At 56.7% G+C, this 15,931-nt stretch carries 13 protein-coding genes; 5 read left to right on the forward strand and 8 right to left on the reverse strand.

Annotation, left to right across the window (positions count from 1 at the left end; translation table 11 throughout):
* Positions 1-94 precede the first annotated feature (94 nt).
* From ABNS66_RS08135 to ABNS66_RS08150, 4 genes are all read left to right on the forward strand, one after another.
* On the forward strand, positions 95-1,378 hold the full coding sequence (locus tag ABNS66_RS08135; RefSeq protein ID WP_286839699.1) for a hypothetical protein: 1,284 nt from the start codon (positions 95-97) through the stop codon (positions 1,376-1,378).
* A 196-nt stretch (positions 1,379-1,574) separates the two neighbouring features.
* Positions 1,575-2,648: an efflux RND transporter periplasmic adaptor subunit gene (locus ABNS66_RS08140; protein ID WP_286839698.1), complete on the forward strand. Its 1,074-nt coding sequence runs from the start codon at positions 1,575-1,577 to the stop codon at positions 2,646-2,648.
* On the forward strand, positions 2,645-5,782 hold the full coding sequence (locus ABNS66_RS08145) for an efflux RND transporter permease subunit (protein WP_286839697.1): 3,138 nt from the start codon (positions 2,645-2,647) through the stop codon (positions 5,780-5,782). The genes ABNS66_RS08140 and ABNS66_RS08145 overlap by 4 nt, the downstream gene beginning before the upstream one ends.
* 130 nt (positions 5,783-5,912) lie before the next feature.
* Positions 5,913-6,191, forward strand: coding sequence for a DUF3081 family protein (locus ABNS66_RS08150; RefSeq protein ID WP_286839695.1), 279 nt, complete (start codon positions 5,913-5,915; stop codon positions 6,189-6,191).
* Positions 6,192-6,262: 71 nt separating this feature from the next.
* On the opposite strand, the gene ABNS66_RS08155 is transcribed toward ABNS66_RS08150, so the two are convergent.
* The 8 genes from ABNS66_RS08155 to ABNS66_RS08190 form a co-directional block, all read right to left on the reverse strand.
* Positions 6,263-6,658: a PaaI family thioesterase gene (locus ABNS66_RS08155; RefSeq protein WP_286839693.1), complete on the reverse strand. Its 396-nt coding sequence runs from the start codon at positions 6,656-6,658 to the stop codon at positions 6,263-6,265.
* Entirely contained in the window at positions 6,659-7,156 is a 498-nt protein-coding gene (locus tag ABNS66_RS08160) for a PaaI family thioesterase (protein ID WP_051171204.1), read from the reverse strand.
* Positions 7,157-7,187: 31 nt separating this feature from the next.
* Positions 7,188-7,832, reverse strand: a complete 645-nt coding sequence (locus tag ABNS66_RS08165) for an exonuclease domain-containing protein (protein ID WP_204996641.1) — start codon at positions 7,830-7,832, stop codon at positions 7,188-7,190.
* A 1-nt stretch (position 7,833) separates the two neighbouring features.
* Positions 7,834-9,684 (reverse strand): putative nucleotidyltransferase substrate binding domain-containing protein, encoded by a 1,851-nt coding sequence (locus ABNS66_RS08170; protein ID WP_286839690.1) that lies wholly within the window; start codon positions 9,682-9,684, stop codon positions 7,834-7,836.
* 23 nt (positions 9,685-9,707) lie between these two features.
* Positions 9,708-10,226: a hypothetical protein gene (locus ABNS66_RS08175; RefSeq protein ID WP_286839689.1), complete on the reverse strand. Its 519-nt coding sequence runs from the start codon at positions 10,224-10,226 to the stop codon at positions 9,708-9,710.
* A 131-nt stretch (positions 10,227-10,357) separates the two neighbouring features.
* Positions 10,358-12,091, reverse strand: a complete 1,734-nt coding sequence (locus ABNS66_RS08180) for a sodium:solute symporter family protein (RefSeq protein WP_204996639.1) — start codon at positions 12,089-12,091, stop codon at positions 10,358-10,360.
* A gap of 15 nt (positions 12,092-12,106) precedes the next feature.
* Positions 12,107-12,376 (reverse strand): DUF4212 domain-containing protein, encoded by a 270-nt coding sequence (locus ABNS66_RS08185; protein ID WP_204996638.1) that lies wholly within the window; start codon positions 12,374-12,376, stop codon positions 12,107-12,109.
* A gap of 96 nt (positions 12,377-12,472) precedes the next feature.
* Entirely contained in the window at positions 12,473-13,768 is a 1,296-nt protein-coding gene (locus ABNS66_RS08190) for a DcaP family trimeric outer membrane transporter (protein ID WP_286839687.1), read from the reverse strand.
* A gap of 206 nt (positions 13,769-13,974) precedes the next feature.
* On the opposite strand from ABNS66_RS08190, the gene acs reads away from it, so the two are divergent.
* A complete protein-coding gene (gene acs / locus ABNS66_RS08195) occupies positions 13,975-15,921 on the forward strand; it encodes an acetate--CoA ligase (RefSeq protein WP_348655300.1) in 1,947 nt (648 codons plus the stop codon).
* Positions 15,922-15,931: the final 10 nt, after the last annotated feature.

Raw genomic sequence — 15,931 nt, forward strand, 5'->3', positions numbered from 1 at the left:
GTCACCAAGGCGACAATTACACACCTCCCCTTTTGATATGATTCAGCCCGAAAGCGCGATTGCTGCGCCTGACTAATAACTAAAGGGTTTCATCATGCGACTGTTTAAGACTTTGCTGCTGTCATTGCTGGTGGTGGTTGCCATCGCACTGTTTCTTCTCTCCCGGCCGTTGAGCCCCGTAGGCCCGCAGCTGGCGGCAAACACGCCGATCGACCCCGACACCACCACGCTGCGCAACGCCGTTGTTGTCGGCAGCAACTGGGATGGAACGGCCGAAGTTTTCGACCCGGAGACCTTTGACGTGCTGGCGCGTTTTAATCTAGTGCCGGATATCGACGAGCGCTTCGCCGAAATTAATGACAGCCTGTACCGCCGCATTGCCGCGCGTTTTATTCGCCACGTAATTGGTGAAGGCAACGACCAGTTGGTCGACGACTTGTTTCCATCTAAAGATGGCCGCTACCTCTATGTGTCGCGCCCCAGCCTTGCCGATGCCATCGCCCTGGATGTACTGACCGGGAAAATTGCCTGGCGCACCAAAGTGAAAGGTGTGCGCTCCGATCACGCAGCGCTGTCGCCGGATGGCAGTATTTTCCTGATTTCCGCCTCAACGGGGGGCGTTGTACACGCCATTGATACCGCCACCGGCGAGATCGTCGACAATTTCTATCCCGGCGATCAGCCCCATGAAAGCAATTACTCCAAAGACGGCCAGCGCATTTATCACGCTTCGATTGGCCGCGTGTTCGTCCCCACCACGTCTGACTGGCTGGATTGGCTGAAGGGCGAGCGGCGCTTTGTGATAGCCGACGCCAACAGCTACGAGGTGCTCAACACCATTGATATGCGCGAAAAGCTCGAAGAGTACGGCATGGACTGGGTGGACTCAGCAGTGCGGCCAATGGCGGTAATGCCCGATGAGAGCTTCGCCTACCTGCAAATCTCTTTCTTTCATGGCTTCTTCGAGTACGACCTGAAGGCGCACCGCATCACCCGTCACATCGACCTGCCAGTGCCGCCCCAAATTGCCGCCCTGCCACTGCGCAAATACCAGCTTAATTCCGCCCACCACGGGCTGGCGCTGAATCACGCTGGCACCAAGCTCTGCGTCGCGGCCACCATGTCCGGCTATGCCGCGATCGTTGACCGGGAAACCTTCGAATACAAGACCGTTACCCTGTCAGAGCAGCCACTGGGCTCCAAGCCGTATTGGTCAACAGAAAGTGAAGACGGCAGACACTGCTATGTATCCAGTAGCGAGCAGGACCGCGTGGTCGTCATCGACTTCGAAACCGCCGAACAGGTCGCCAGTGTGCCCGTCGGCAACCATCCCCAGCGCATTCGCACCGGCCAGCTACTGCTCGCCAACCCACAATAACGCCGCTGCCGCCAATGCCCGCTCATTGGCGGCAGCTCAAGCACAGCGATTCCCTATAGCCGGAAACCGCTCTCCGGCTTCCGCTCACCCCTTCTGGCCTTATAGCCCCCCGTTTGCAAACGGATAATTAATTCACTGGTAATTTATATTGTGAAGTAAACAGGTATCCTCTCCCCCTTGAGGAAGAGGACGAACAATGAATATAAAACCGTGGCTGCTGCTGGCAATCGTCAATTTTCTATCCGCCTGTTCCGAGCCGCCACCGCCCGTGCCCGAGGCTGCCGTTGAGCAGCTATCCGTCAACGTAAAACGCTTCCCCGCCGTCCCCTGGTCTTACCCACTGGAAACCTCCGGTGTGCTGCAGTCAGCGGAAACCGTCGATATTGCCGCAGAGGCTGCCGGCGTGGTTACTAAGGTTCTCGTCAAAGAAGGCCAAGCGGTTCAGCAAGGCCAGCTGCTCATGCGCCTGGATAACGAGAAGCAAAATTTGCGTGTCGAGCGCGCCCGCGCCATTCGTGCCAGCAGTGAGGCCGACATGGATCAGGCGCAGCGGCAATGGCAAAAATTCAGCCAATTGCGAGAAGCCGGCGCGGTCTCTGATGACCAGTTGGACAATGCGCGCTCCCACTACGACGCGCTGAAAGCACGGTTTCAGTCTGCGCAAGCGGAGTTAGAGCTGGCACAGCGAGAACTCGCCGACCGAGATATACGCAGCCCGATAGCGGGTGTGGTTGACGGCGAGCCCATCGAGCAAGGCGAGCGCGTACAACCGGGGCAGGCACTGATCGAGATTCAGGCCCAGGAAGCCCTGCAAGTCATCACATGGGTCAACCAGGCCGAAGTGAATCAGCTAAAGTTGGGCACCCCCGTGGAGGTGCGCAGCGATGCCAGCAATAAGGTGTACCGCGCCAGAGTAGAGGCGATTGCCCAGTCAGCCCACCCCCGCACGGGAAACTTTGAAGTAAAGTGCCGCCTGTCCGGCGCCGATGTGCTGCTTAGAGAGGGCATGTCAGCCAGTGTGCGCATAGACGTTGAAAGCAACCGTAAAGTGCTCTTTATTCCTCGCACAGCCGTGGTCGACAGACAGCGTAAGGCGGTAGTTTTTGTGGTCAACCAAGGAATCGCCGAGCGCCGCGAGCCCCGCTTTGGCCTACCCAGTGGCGACGAGATTCCGGTGCTGTCTGGCCTCGAGTCCGATGAAATGCTGATTCTTTCTCCCCTGGAACTGATTACCGACGGGCTAGCCGTTACTGTCGAGACTCAGCCATGAAGTCCTTTTACGCTTGGTTTATCGACCGCCCCCTGATCGTCAATCTGGTGATGATCATGGGCATTTTGCTGGGTTTTTACAGCCTGCAAACTGGCGCCATTAAAAGCGCCCCCGACCTGTCCAACGGCCGCTTTTCCATCACCACGCTGCGGCCCGGCGCCAGCGCCGAGAAAATGGAGCTCAGCGTTACTGTGCCGCTGGAGGAAGAGCTGGAGTCTGTCGACGGTATTCGCGAACTGCGCTCGAATAGCGCCGAAGGCATGTCGCTGATTCAGGTCAACGCCGACCCCGAGGCGGATAAGGCGCAGCTGGCCGAAATGGCCAGAGACCTGCAGCGCGCCATAGACCGCGCCCAATCCCGACTGCCGACAGACCTGCTGGAAAAACCCTTGCTAGTGGAAGCCAAGTCAGCAGACTTCCCTGTGGCCATAGTGATGCTGTACGGCCAAGCGCCGGAAGCCACGCTGCGCAAACTGGCGCGCTCGCTGCAAGATCAATTGCGCTCGCTTCGCGGTGTGCGCGGTGTCGACCGCCTGGGCTATCGCGACCGCGAAATCCATATTCAACTCGACCCGCTGAAACTGGACCGCCTCGGCGTGTCCTACGCAGAAATAGAACGCGCCATCAAAAGCCGCAATGTCACTGAAACGGGCGGCTCGCTGGCCTCCTTTGTCGGGGAACAAGACATCGTTGCAGTGGGCGAGTTTAGCGAACCCAAAGAAGTCGCCTCGGTGATCGTCCGCAGCGACGGCTACGGCAACCACTTGCGAATAAAAGACCTGGCAAAGGTGACCGAGGGCTTCTCCGAAGCCACCGTCTCGTATTACAAGGGCGGCTTGCAGGGCATTGTGCTCACCGTTCGCGCGCAGGCAGACAGCAACGACCTGACGCTGTCGGAAGATATTGAAAGCCTGCTCAATACATTTAGGAAAACCCTGCCCAGCACCGTGCAGTTATCGGTCGTCGACGACGGCGCCGATATTACCAAGGTGGTGATCTCGACTCTGCTGGACAACGCCATGCTGGGCGCGATCCTGATCACCCTGGTGCTGTTATTCTTCTTCCCCTGGCGCTCGACCTTCTGGGTTGTCGTCGGCATACCCGTCGCCGTGCTGCTCGGCATCGCGCTGATGCCGATCTTTGGCGTGACCTACAATACCGTCGCCTTCGTCGCCATCATTCTGATGCTCGGCCTGCTCGTGGATGACGCCATTGTCACCAGCGAGAGCATCTACAGCCACTTTGAATCAGGCATGTCGATTCGAGACGCTGCCGTGAACGGGGTAAACAGTGTTTCCAGCCCGGTTATTACCGGTGCCTTAACCACCGTGTTTGCCATGATGCCCCTGCTCCTGATCGGCGGGGAAGACGCCAAGTTTATGTGGGTGATCCCGGCAACCGTCGTGCTGATTATTCTCGCCTCGCTTTTCGAGTGTTTGATTTTACTGCCCTCCCACATCGCCGAATCGCTGAAACGCGCCGAGGCCGGGCGCGACAAGGCAAGCTGGTTTCGCCATGTGCAACACTTCTATGCCGCCACCCTGACGCCCATGCTGAGGCGACCCATGATCGCCATGTCGGGTGGGCTGACACTCTTTTTCCTGTCCATCGTCATGCTCTCACACTACCTGCAGTTTGAAAGCTACCCCGACACCGATGCCACCGACATCGTCATAGGCATTGAAATGCCCGCGGGCACGACTATCGATACCACGGCCGCCGTGATCAACCGCATTGAGCAACGCGCGCTGGAGACCATCCCCGATGGCATTATCACCGGCCACTTCTCTGTTGTTGGCGAATGGAGCGACCCAAACAGCAACGATATGATTCAAGTTAAATCTCCGTCGCTGGGTAAAGTGCAACTCACCCTGGTGTCCGGACGACACCGGGAGCTGAGCGCCGCCGAAATTCGCGACCGCCTCAAGCAACTACGACCGGAATTTACACAGGCGATTCGTTTCGTTGTGGAGATTGATAATGAGCAGCCGCCGGTGGGTACGCCGGTTGAAGCGCGGGTGATTGCCCACTCCGATGAAGTGCGCGGTGAGATTGCCGACGCGCTGATGGCCTGGCTGAGCGAACAGCGCGGTGTTACCGAGGTATGGACCAGCTACACCCCCGGCAAAAACCTGATCGAACTCAAACTGGATTATGCCGCAACCGCCAATGCCGGCATCGCAGTCGCGGATGTAACCCGCGCACTGCGCATTGCCTACGACGGTCTGCTGGTCGAAGAGTTGCAAACCGTCGAGGAGCGCATTCGCTATCGCCTGGAGCTACAGGACAAGTACCGCAACGACATCAATGCGCTGCGTTCACTCACTGTATTGAGCCCAAATGGCGAGCAAGTGCCACTGCGCAATATTGCCCAATTCCAGGTGCGCCAGGGCCAAGCGGTTATCGCCCACTATGGCGGTCGCCGCGCTGAAACCATCCGCGCGGAGGTGAACCGCGACCAACTGTCGGTGGTGGACATTAATCACCGCCTACAAGCCTGGTTAGATGAAAAACAATTTGCAGCGAAATACCCGGGAGTCCGGGTTGAGTTGGGCGGCGAACTGGTCGCACAGGCCGAAACCGCTGAGTCGATGGGCACCGGTCTGATGATTGTACTTGTCAGCATCTTTTTCCTGATGGTGTTGCTGTTCAACTCCCTCAGTCAGCCTTTGATTATTATGGCGGTCATCCCGCTGGCCTTTGTCGCCGTGCTGATCGTGCTAACCCTGCACGGTTTCGTGCTGGGCGTTTCGGCCATTGTCGGCTTCCTTGGCCTGGCCGGCGTGCTGGTGAACAGCTCACTGGTTCTGGTGGATAAAGTGAATAAGCTCCACCACCAAAGTGGGCAGCCAGGTGCGATTGTTCAGCGCAGCGCCATTGCCGAAGCCGCCGCCGTACGGCTACGCCCCATCTTAATTACCGCCCTTACCACCAGTGCCGGGCTCGGCCCTGCAGCCTACGGTATTGCCGGTGCGCACCCCACCCAGACGCCGATGATCATGGTGATGTTCTGGGGCGGGATTGTCGGCGCGATCACCACCCTGTATACCGTGCCGCTGATGCTGGCCATCGACAGCGATATCCGCCTCTGGTGGCAAAGCCAGCGCCAGCGACGCAGCAGTGCCGTCCAGTAGTGCTACGCCAGGCGCCGCGTTTGCTCGCCAGCAACGCGATGCGGCACGGCCTGATGGACAGCAAAGCCGGTAACATCCGGCCCTTCGCTTCGCGACGTATTAATACTGAACGACGAAAGGGTGATCTCCCATGGAAAAACGCAAGTTCAGGCCAGCCGAGCTGTTACGCAGCTTTGAACTGGTTCAGCAATACGGCGTGGCGAGCAGTGATAGCTGGGGGCGGGAATACGGCCCCATCAAGGTAAGTTCAGGGATCGATGGCTACACCATTACCCTGGAAAACCGTCGCGCATCGGTTACCGTTAATTTCCACAATACCCTGTCTTTTAGCACCACCGACCGCGCCGCACTGGAAAGCTTACACCGGGATATTGCCAACGTCAGCCGGGAGCTGAACGAGGTTGCCTAGCATCGCCGATAGCACGCTGCACGGGTAACGGCGGCCTGGCTTTTGCCCGGTCCGTCTCAAACTCACCCGCGCTAGTCTTTTACTAAGAACTGCGCCCGCGCCTTGGCAATGGGACGACCTGGGTCATCCTGCCAGGCTGTGATACTCACGTTGATCATTTTGCGCCCCAAAAATACCAACTCGCACCGACAGAAGGTTTCTTCAAATTTTCCGGCACGCACGAAGTCCACCGCAAAATCGACGATCTTAGGCGTACTGTCGCTACCTCCCTGACTCAACACATGAATCATCGCCGACAGTTCCATAAACCCGGCGATGGCACCGCCGTGCAAGGCAGGCAGAGTCGGGTTACCAATATTGCTTTTCCGCGCCGGCAGTAAAAAACAGCCGTCTTCGTTGATCATTTGGATGCCCAACGTTCGCGCATAGGGCACGCGGTCGATACGCGCTTGAAAATCGTCTGTCATTTACGCCCCTCCCTCTGTCGCTTCGGCACGTCGAAACTCTCGGCGCATCTCCTCAAACAGCGCTGACTCCATTCGGAAGAAATTACCTACCGCAGAGGCAATCGGATGTTGAACATCACCGTGATGGGCAAGAGCGCGGGTAAATATCACGCTCTCACTAACGCGGTACACCTCGGCATCGGCAATCACGCTTTTGCCCGGCGTCGCCGCACGCATGTAATCGATGCGCAGGTCGATCGTGGGTGTCATGCCCAGGTCATCAAGGGCGGTGGCCGCGGCAAACCCGCAGCAGGTGTCTAACAGCGCGGTAATAGCGCCGCCGTGAAGCACTCCTGTATCGGGGTCTCCAATTAGCGATTCTCGATAGGGCATACTCATTTGCACGTGGTGGTGCTCTACGGCCTCGACAGCGATACCCAAGGTCGTGAAATGATCGCCGGGGTTCGACTGCAGTACCACATCCACAAAGCGACGTAACTCTTGAAGGTCCAGAGCCATACCAACTCCCATTACAATTCAGCGCGGCAGTTTACCGAGACTTAATCGCCAAAAACAACTCGGCCGTTGCCAGGGCATCACTGAGTGCATTGTGAGCGGGATAAGCGGGCAAATGGTAGTGTTCGCGGCAATCAGCCAAACGCAGCTCGCCGTTGCGAACCGGTTGATGAGCGCGCTCACGGCGGCCGTGCTCAATTTGCAGGGTATCGACATAGGGCAGCAGCAAAGGCGCCGCTAGGTGCGTCTGACAAAGTGCGTTGAGAAAAGCGATATCCAGCTCAGCGCAGTGAAACAGCAACACTCGGCCGGAGGCGGCCTTGAGCAGGGCTTGCAACACCTCCGCCGGGGGTTCACCGCCTACCCGGTCGCAATCGCGCAGTTGGTGGATAACGGCACTTTCGCCCACCAGCGATTCAGCGCGTAAAAGGTGGTGACGCGCCGCCGACAGGTCGATCTCACAATGAGTAATCGGCACCCAGCCAATACTCACGACTTCCCCTGTACTTGGGTCCAGCGAGGTCATTTCCAGATCGATTGCGAGGTAGGCGGCGTCTCTGGCGGGCGACTGCCAACAGGGCGGTGACAACTGCCAGCAGTCGCGCAACGCGCGCGCGGCACGCCGGCGATACTGATAGCGTTTAAATTGCAGGCGCAGCGCCTGACAGAACGCCGACATGTCAGTTACCCGCTCGGTAGCGCAGCTTGATAATATCCTCGGCCTGATGAACCACCCTGAATGCCTGCTTTAAGTGGCTGCGCTGCAACCGGGTAAGCTGGCGGGGGTCGCAGTAATTATCGGGCTCGTCGCCAGCGGCAATTTGCGCGGCCTGCTGTTGCAAACGGATGCCATTGATCAATGTAAATGCATCCTCAAGATTGCGACTATCTGCCAAGCTCATCTGACCCGCGCGCGCCAGGGCCTGCAAGCGCTTGTGGGTATTTACCGCGGGGATACCGTTGGCCAGCGAATGCAGCCGGGCGAGCTCTATCACCGGCAGCACGCCGCGTTTTTTCAGGTCGAGGCTGTGTTGGTGTTCGCCGCTACGCTCCAGCAGAAAACGGCCAAACATGCTTAGCGGCGGCGAGCTTGCCAGAACATTCTCTGCCAGCGCGGCGAGGAAAATAGTATTGCGCTGGCTGTGGGCCAACATATGTTGCTGCAAGGCCTCAGCCAGGCTGCGGCTGCCGGCAATGGCGCGCAGGTCGAAGAAAATACTGATGTGCATCACTGCACTGGCGCTGGGGCTGGTCATCCAGCCGTCGACCATCGCCTCCCAATCGGCGGCGCGCTTGCGCCACTTTTCCGACTTGGCCATCACGTCACCCGGACAGTAATCATAGCCGCAGTCATTAAGCCCAGCACAGACAAAGTCGGCGAGTTTCGCAAACCACGCCATGTCGTCGTCGGTTGCAGAATTATCAATCAGCAAACCGTTGTCCTGATCACCACCGAGTAACTGCTCGCCCCGAGCCTGGGAGCCAAAGCCCAACCAGCAGTAGTCGCAGGGAGCGGGGCCAAGCGATTGTTCGGCAAGGTCGATAAGCCGCCGCGTCAAGGCATCACTTACCGCGGTTGTCATTTGCGTAATCTGCGTCACCGGCGTATCGGCCTCTACCCATTGGCGGAACAGGTTCGGCAGGCGCGCTAGTTGCTCCTGAAGCGCTGTAAGACTGCTCAACCTCGATACTCGCTGCACAAAGTAGATCGGGTCGTCTTCCCTTGCCACGTTGACATCGGAGGTGGTCAACACACCGAGCAGCTGTTTCGCCTCGCCCAATACCGGCAGGTGGTGCACGCCGCGATTGGTCATCTCCAACACGGCATCGAAAAGTGTTGCATCACTTGCCAGGGCGCAGGGGTTCTCGGTCATGATGCTGGCCACGGTTTGATCTGGCGATAGCCCTAGGGCCAATACGCGGCTGCGCAAATCGCGGTCGGTGACGATGCCCAGTAGGGTTTCATCGCGGGTCACAAAGGCCGAGGACACGCGGCGCTCGGTCATTGCCTGTGCGGTTTGCGCTATCGATGTCTCCGGGGCAACTTCGAGCGGCTGTTGACTCATTACTGAGGTAACCGGCTGCATTAGAAACGACGGCTGGCCGCGAAAGCGCGCGGCGCGACGCAATAGCCGCTCACTGCGCGCATGGAAAAAGCGGTCTATATGGCGATGTTGGCGCCGCAAACTGCGCAGCGCATCGTCCGGCAAGCGGTATATCAAGCAATCTTCTATGGCAACGAAATAGCGCGACTGTGTGACTTCGCCGTCGCGACTGTGGCCATTCAGGGAAAAACTTTCCCCACTCTCAAAGCGCTGCAGTAAGCCGCTCTCCTGCTGTTCATCAACAACGCCGCTACGCAGGATATACAGGCCGTCGCCATCCATCGCACTAAAGCGGTGATGGCGTCGCACATATTTGATACGGAGCTGACGAGCAACGTCTTCCAGTGTCTGTGGGTCAAGGCTATCAAAGGGCAAACATTCGGCGAGAAAATCACTCACCAATGCCAGCTCTGCTTTATCACTCATTTGCGCCCCCTGGATCGAAAGTGTTACTGCTGGCCGCCGCGAAAATCTCGCTCAAAGCTGGTTTGGTAGACGGTAAATTCCAACCCTGTTTGACCAAAGTACTTTGCGCCATCGGCGGTCGCCACGACGCGCAGCTGTGGCGCCTCGGTCGCAGGTACTGAGGTGCGAATTAACCAGACCTTGCCATCGGCGGATTCGGCTTCCATATCCATAGGTGGGTAATCCACGGCACTGTCCGGGGCAATGGAAATTTTAGCGCCCTGCAAGGGGAAGGCAGATTCTAAACGCAGCTTAATTACGTGCTCACTGCGAAACTCCGGCCGCAGCGTCAGTGCAAAGTTGCCGTTCTTGAGGGTGCATTCGCCACTCTGATATCGGCATTTAGACATCGCAGCCAATTTATATACAGCGCCTGCTTCGGCTTTATGGGGCCGCTCGCTCACCATTCTATCGACACCAAAATAAGCGATGATCGCCAAAATCGGCGTAACAATTAATGCGGTAATCGTGTGTTTGCTGGTAAGAATTGATGTCGCACTCATTGCGCAGATCCCTTGTTATTGTGTGTTCGACTTTTACTATCATCCTTGGTCGAGTGAATTTCCATACTCGTCGAGGAAAAAAAAAGCAGGCCCCTGACGGTGCCTGCTTTGTATCGACCGCTAGTGTCGGCTTAGTGATCCTGCGCCGCACTAACACCAACAGGAACGCGGATGTGCTCAACAAGTTCCTGCACTTCTGCTGGCGGTGCTTTGGTCACTGCAGACACCGCAAAGGCAACCGCAAAGTTCACCACGGCACCCACTGCACCAAACGCGTTGGGTTCAATGCCAAAGAACCAGTTCGCTGGCATATCGCCCAAGAAGGCGGTGCTGGCCACGAACATAATGCCTTTGTGCTGGAACACGTAGAACAGGGTGACACCGATACCTGCAATCATCCCGGCAATAGCGCCTTCTTTGTTGATGCGGCGATTAAAGATACCCATCATCAACACGGGGAAGATCGAGGAGGCCGCCAAACCAAAGGCCAGTGCTACCGTACCCGCCGCGAAATCAGGTGGGTTGAAACCGAGGTAGCCCGCAAAGCCAATCGCACCTGCCATGGCAATTCGGCTGGCTCTAAGCTCTGCTTTTTCGGAGATGTCAGGCATTAATACGCCCTTCAACAGATCGTGGGAGATCGCTGATGCAATTGCCAGCAACAAGCCTGCCGCAGTAGACAATGCCGCTGCGAGACCACCCGCTGCCACGAGTGCAATAACCCAGTTGGGTAGCTTGGCTATCTCAGGGTTTGCCAACACCATGATGTCGCGATCGACTTTGACCATTTCATTGGTCTCCGCACTCGCGGTGTATTGTATGCGGCCATCACCGTTTTTATCTTCGAACTCAAGAAGACCGGTTTTTTCCCAGTTTTTAAACCACTGTGGGCGCTCTTCATAGGCAAGGTTTTGTTCAGCACTTGGCGGCGCAATGGTGTTGTGCAGGTTCAAACGTGCCATGGCTGCCACTGCCGGCGCAGTTGTGTAGAGAATGGCAATAAACACCAGTGCCCAACCCGCTGAGGTACGCGCATCTTTTACTTTAGGCACCGTGAAGAAGCGGATAATGACGTGGGGCAAGCCCGCCGTACCGATCATCAGCGACAGGGTGTACACAAACATATTCAAGGTACTGCCGCGAACATTGTTGGTGTAGTCGGCAAAGCCCAACTCGGTAATCACCTGGTCCAAGCGGTCGAGCAAGTATACGTCGGTACCACTGATCGTACTGCCCAAGCCGAGCTGCGGGAAGGGATTGCCGGTTAAGTTAAAGGAGATGAAAAAAGCGGGAATGGTGTAGGCCAGAATTAACACACAGTACTGCGCAATCTGCGTATAAGTAATGCCCTTCATGCCACCGACAACGGCGTAGACAAAGACGATAGCCATACCCACCAGCAGGCCGACTTCATAACTCACTTCCAGGAAGCGCGAGAAGGCAACCCCTACCCCTTTCATCTGGCCGATAACGTACGTCACCGAACAGATAATCAAGCAGACAACGGCAACGATACGCGCAGTCCTTGAGTAGAAGCGGTCGCCAATGAACTCAGGTACCGTGAACTTGCCGTATTTACGCAAGTATGGCGCCAGGAACATGGCCAGCAGCACGAAGCCGCCCGTCCAACCCATTAGGAAAACTGAGCCGCCGTAGCCCATATAGGCGATCAGACCGGCCATTGAGATAAACGACGCCGCGCTCATCCAGTCAGCGGCAGTTGCCATGCCGTTAGCAACGGGGTGAACACCACCGCCGGCTACATAAAAGTCTTTCGTCGAACCGGCGCGCGCCCAGATGGCGATGCCGATATAAATGGCGAAGGTAAACCCCACCACAATATACGTTAATGTTTGAAGTTCCATGATGGCTGCCTCTTATTATGCGTCGTCATCTACGCCGTATTTACGGTCGAGATCGCCCATTTTTTTTGCGTAGATAAATGTCAGTGCCACAAAGGTGTAAATTGACCCCTGTTGCGCAAACCAAAAGCCCAATTTGAATCCACCCAAGCGGATGGCATTGAGCTGCTCTACAAACAGGATTCCGCATCCATAAGACACGATGAACCAGATCACTGACAGCCAGAGCATCAACGTGAGGTTTTCACGCCAGTATGCTTTCGCCATTTCTTTCGATTGAAACGCCATTGTTATTCTCCTTTATTCGTCTGAATCACGGCGACATACTCTTTATGCGCTTTGTTGTCGCCGCAAACCATTCGACTTTAGTCAAGAGCGGGACGCTCAGAACACGTACTTCACACTAAACTGCAAGCGATCCAGCTCACCGCTGTCGTCGCCGTTAATGCTGCCTTCAATGTGTTTTTCGCCGTGGATCAGCTCAGCGCCCAGGGTAAGTGCCTTAACCGGCGAATACAGCAAGTTGGCGTGAGCACTGCGGTAAGTGCTTGGCGTACCAGCGGGCGCGTTGCTAGGCTGGTCGGCTTCGCTGGCTGACAACACAAAGCTGCTGCGCCACTTGGGTGCCCAGAAGTGGCGGTAGGCGACAAAGCCACCCACAGTGTCCAGCAGATCGATATCGCCATTGCTTTCAATGTAACCATCGCGGAAGCTCTGCAAACCCAGGTAGCGGCCGAGGTTACCGGCGTTCAACTGGAACTTGAGGTCATCCTGACCCATCTGCCATTTACCCGAAAAGCTCACCCCATAACCGATCTCGCTCTCGTCACCTTCAATGGGTTGCGCAAGGTTATTGGTAAAGTTCTCTTTGTAAGCAATCTCACGCAGCACCGTTGCCACGCTATAGCTCAGGTCGCCTGACTTACCGTTATAACGAACAACGACATCGGGCAGACTATTGTTGTCAAAATCACCGCCGCCCGCGGCGCCACTAGTACCGCCATAGAGGCCAGTGGACGGGTTTTCCACAGCAACCATCAACGAACTGCCGTTCCCCATACCGTGGGTCCAGCGCAACTGCGCCTGGCGCTCAAATACTGTGGCCACCGGGCCAACAAAGTCCAGGGTCTCCGGCAGGCTCGCCACGTTAAAGAAAGTGCCCCAGGTTTGACCGGCAAGGAAGGAGCTGTCTTTGTCGTACTGCCAGCTTACAAAGGCATGGCGAATGCGCGATACCGCAGAATTACTGAGCCGCTCATCGCCGATTTGGTTAACGCCGAAGTCCATCTCTACATGGGTGGAGATGGTACCGGCATCGGTCTGCGTCGCCGTTTTAAACCAAATGCGCGAGTACGTGGCTTGCATATCGAAATTGGCGTCGCCTGATTCACCACCGATGGGAATAACGGAAGGTACGAGGAAGTCATCGCCGACAGCCGCCAAGGCTCTTTCACCACCGCTGTATTGGCTCGCCATAGCATCAAGTTTTATATAGCCGCCAAACTTGAAGCTGGTATTGCTCGACGCCTGCGCCGTGGATTCAGCCAGCGCCGCTTCTAAGCGCTGCACGCGCTGCTCCAGCGACTCAGCGGAAACGGAACCCGCGGCAACGGCCAGTGGCAGTGCCGCAAGAGCAGGTAGATATCGAGATGCGAAAGTGCGCTTTTTATTGCTTTGCATAAGAGTGTCTCCCGGTTGTTTTTATGTGTCACTAGAGGTTATAGGCCGACTTTGCAAAGCTGCGTATTAGCCATTAGTCAAATATCGACGAAAGTCTAAGAAGGGAGGGATCTGCCGCTCGACCAAGGTCTAATAGCGAAAAAGGCGCTCGCGGAGAATACTGTGTGACATAACAAGAACGCACACCTTGAACCGAGGGCACAGCCATGACAGAGCAACGCTACCCCATCAAAGAGTCGATTCGCGAGAATGCTTATATCTCTGCAGACGATTACCAGGCCATGTATGAACAATCGGTCAATGACCCCGATGCGTTCTGGAAGCAGGTATCGGAGCGAATCAGCTGGCACCAGGCACCGAGTAAAATAAAGAACTGCAGTTTTGATAAAAACGATCTTTATATTAAGTGGTTTGAAGATGGCGTACTCAATGCCTCTGAAAACTGTTTAGACCGACACCTCAGTAAGCGCGGCGAAAAACTCGCGCTGCAATGGGAGCCGGATGAAGAGGGCCAAGCCTCACGACAATTCACCTATAACGAACTTCATCAAGAAGTCTGCAAACTCGCCAACGGCCTGAAGAGCCTGGGCGTTAAAAAAGGTGATGTGGTTACTCTTTATATGCCAATGGTTCCGGAAGCCGTTTTCGCGATGCTCGCCTGTGCACGCATTGGCGCCATGCACTCGGTGGTTTTTGCCGGCTTCTCGCCAGAAGCGCTGGCAGGACGCATTAGCGATGGTCAATCGGCATTGGTGATCACCGCCGATGAAGGTCGTCGCGGCGGCAAAGCGGTTCCCCTGAAGCAAAACGTCGACGAGGCCATAGAACTGTGCTCTCCGGCCTGCGTTGAAAAAGTTCTGGTGCTCAAGCACACCGGCGCCGATATTCACTGGCGCGCCAACCGCGACGTGGAATACCACAGCCTCGTTGAGCAGCAGTCAGCCGTTTGCCCTCCCGAGCCGATGAACGCCGAAGATCCGCTGTTCCTGTTGTATACCTCTGGCTCAACCGGGAAACCCAAAGGCGCGGTACACACCACCGGCGGCTATATGGTGTACACCTCTCTGAGCCACCATACGGTGTTCGACTACAAAGCGGACGAAGTCTACTGGTGTATGGCCGATATCGGCTGGATCACTGGGCACAGCTACGCGGTATATGGCCCGCTCAGCAACGGCGCCAGCTGCATCATGTATGAAGGTGTTCCCAACTACCCCGATTGCGGCCGACTGGGCCGGATTATCGATAAATATCAGGTGAACACCTTGTACACCGCACCCACCGTGATCCGCGCACTGATGGCCAAGAGCGAGGAAGCCACCGCTACCAACAGCCGTGCGTCACTGCGCCTGCTCGGTACCGCCGGAGAGCCAATCAACCCAGAGGCCTGGGGCTGGTTCCACGACGTCTTTGGCGAGGGTCGCTGCCCTATACTGGACACATGGTGGCAGACCGAAACCGGCGGCATGATGATTGCCCCGATGCCGGGCGCCACAGAATTGAAGCCCGGCTCAGCCACTCAGCCGTTCTTCGGTGTACAACCAGCACTGCTGGATAACGACGGAAACGTATTGGACGGCGCCACCGATGGCAACCTGGTCATTTGCGACAGCTGGCCCGGGCAAATGCGCACCATCTTTGGCGACCACCAGCGCTTCATCGATACCTACTTCTCCACCTTCAACGGCTACTATTTCAGCAGCGACGGTGCCCGCCGCGATGCTGATGGCGACTACTGGATCACCGGCCGCGTGGACGATGTGCTCAATGTCTCTGGTCACCGCATGGGAACTGCCGAGCTGGAAAGTGCATTGGTTGCCCACCCGAAAGTGACCGAGGCCGCCGTGGTTGGCTTCCCGCATGAGATCAAAGGCGAAGGCATTTATATCTACGTTAGCCTGCAGCAGGGCGAGCAAGGCGACGACGCCCTGTTGCAAGAGTTGAAGCAGTGGCTGCGCCGCGAAATCGGCCCGATTGCCTCTCCCGACGTGATTCAATGGGCCGACGACCTGCCTAAAACGCGCAGCGGCAAGATCATGCGCCGAATTCTGCGCAAGATCGCGGCCAACGAGTACGACGCCCTGGGCGATATCTCCACGCTTGCCGATCCCTCAGTTGTTGCACGGCTTATTAGATCGGAAGAGCGTCTGTAGGGAAAGAGTG

Origin of the sequence: uncultured Spongiibacter sp. (assembly GCF_964011655.1) — a bacterium.
Lineage (GTDB): Bacteria > Pseudomonadota > Gammaproteobacteria > Pseudomonadales > Spongiibacteraceae > Spongiibacter > Spongiibacter marinus.

What these genes read in the sequence shown, in the direction of transcription:
- ABNS66_RS08190 (WP_286839687.1), bottom strand. Translation starts at nt 13,768, where the DNA reads ATGCAAAGCAATAAAAAGCGCACTTTCGCATCTCGATATCTACCTGCT.
- ABNS66_RS08155 (WP_286839693.1), bottom strand. Translation starts at nt 6,658, where the DNA reads ATGACAGACGATTTTCAAGCGCGTATCGACCGCGTGCCCTATGCGCGA.
- ABNS66_RS08135 (WP_286839699.1), top strand. Translation starts at nt 95, where the DNA reads ATGCGACTGTTTAAGACTTTGCTGCTGTCATTGCTGGTGGTGGTTGCC.
- ABNS66_RS08175 (WP_286839689.1), bottom strand. Translation starts at nt 10,226, where the DNA reads ATGAGTGCGACATCAATTCTTACCAGCAAACACACGATTACCGCATTA.
- ABNS66_RS08145 (WP_286839697.1), top strand. Translation starts at nt 2,645, where the DNA reads ATGAAGTCCTTTTACGCTTGGTTTATCGACCGCCCCCTGATCGTCAAT.
- acs (WP_348655300.1), top strand. Translation starts at nt 13,975, where the DNA reads ATGACAGAGCAACGCTACCCCATCAAAGAGTCGATTCGCGAGAATGCT.
- ABNS66_RS08180 (WP_204996639.1), bottom strand. Translation starts at nt 12,091, where the DNA reads ATGGAACTTCAAACATTAACGTATATTGTGGTGGGGTTTACCTTCGCC.
- ABNS66_RS08160 (WP_051171204.1), bottom strand. Translation starts at nt 7,156, where the DNA reads ATGGCTCTGGACCTTCAAGAGTTACGTCGCTTTGTGGATGTGGTACTG.
- ABNS66_RS08140 (WP_286839698.1), top strand. Translation starts at nt 1,575, where the DNA reads ATGAATATAAAACCGTGGCTGCTGCTGGCAATCGTCAATTTTCTATCC.
- ABNS66_RS08170 (WP_286839690.1), bottom strand. Translation starts at nt 9,684, where the DNA reads ATGAGTGATAAAGCAGAGCTGGCATTGGTGAGTGATTTTCTCGCCGAA.
- ABNS66_RS08165 (WP_204996641.1), bottom strand. Translation starts at nt 7,832, where the DNA reads ATGTCGGCGTTCTGTCAGGCGCTGCGCCTGCAATTTAAACGCTATCAG.
- ABNS66_RS08150 (WP_286839695.1), top strand. Translation starts at nt 5,913, where the DNA reads ATGGAAAAACGCAAGTTCAGGCCAGCCGAGCTGTTACGCAGCTTTGAA.
- ABNS66_RS08185 (WP_204996638.1), bottom strand. Translation starts at nt 12,376, where the DNA reads ATGGCGTTTCAATCGAAAGAAATGGCGAAAGCATACTGGCGTGAAAAC.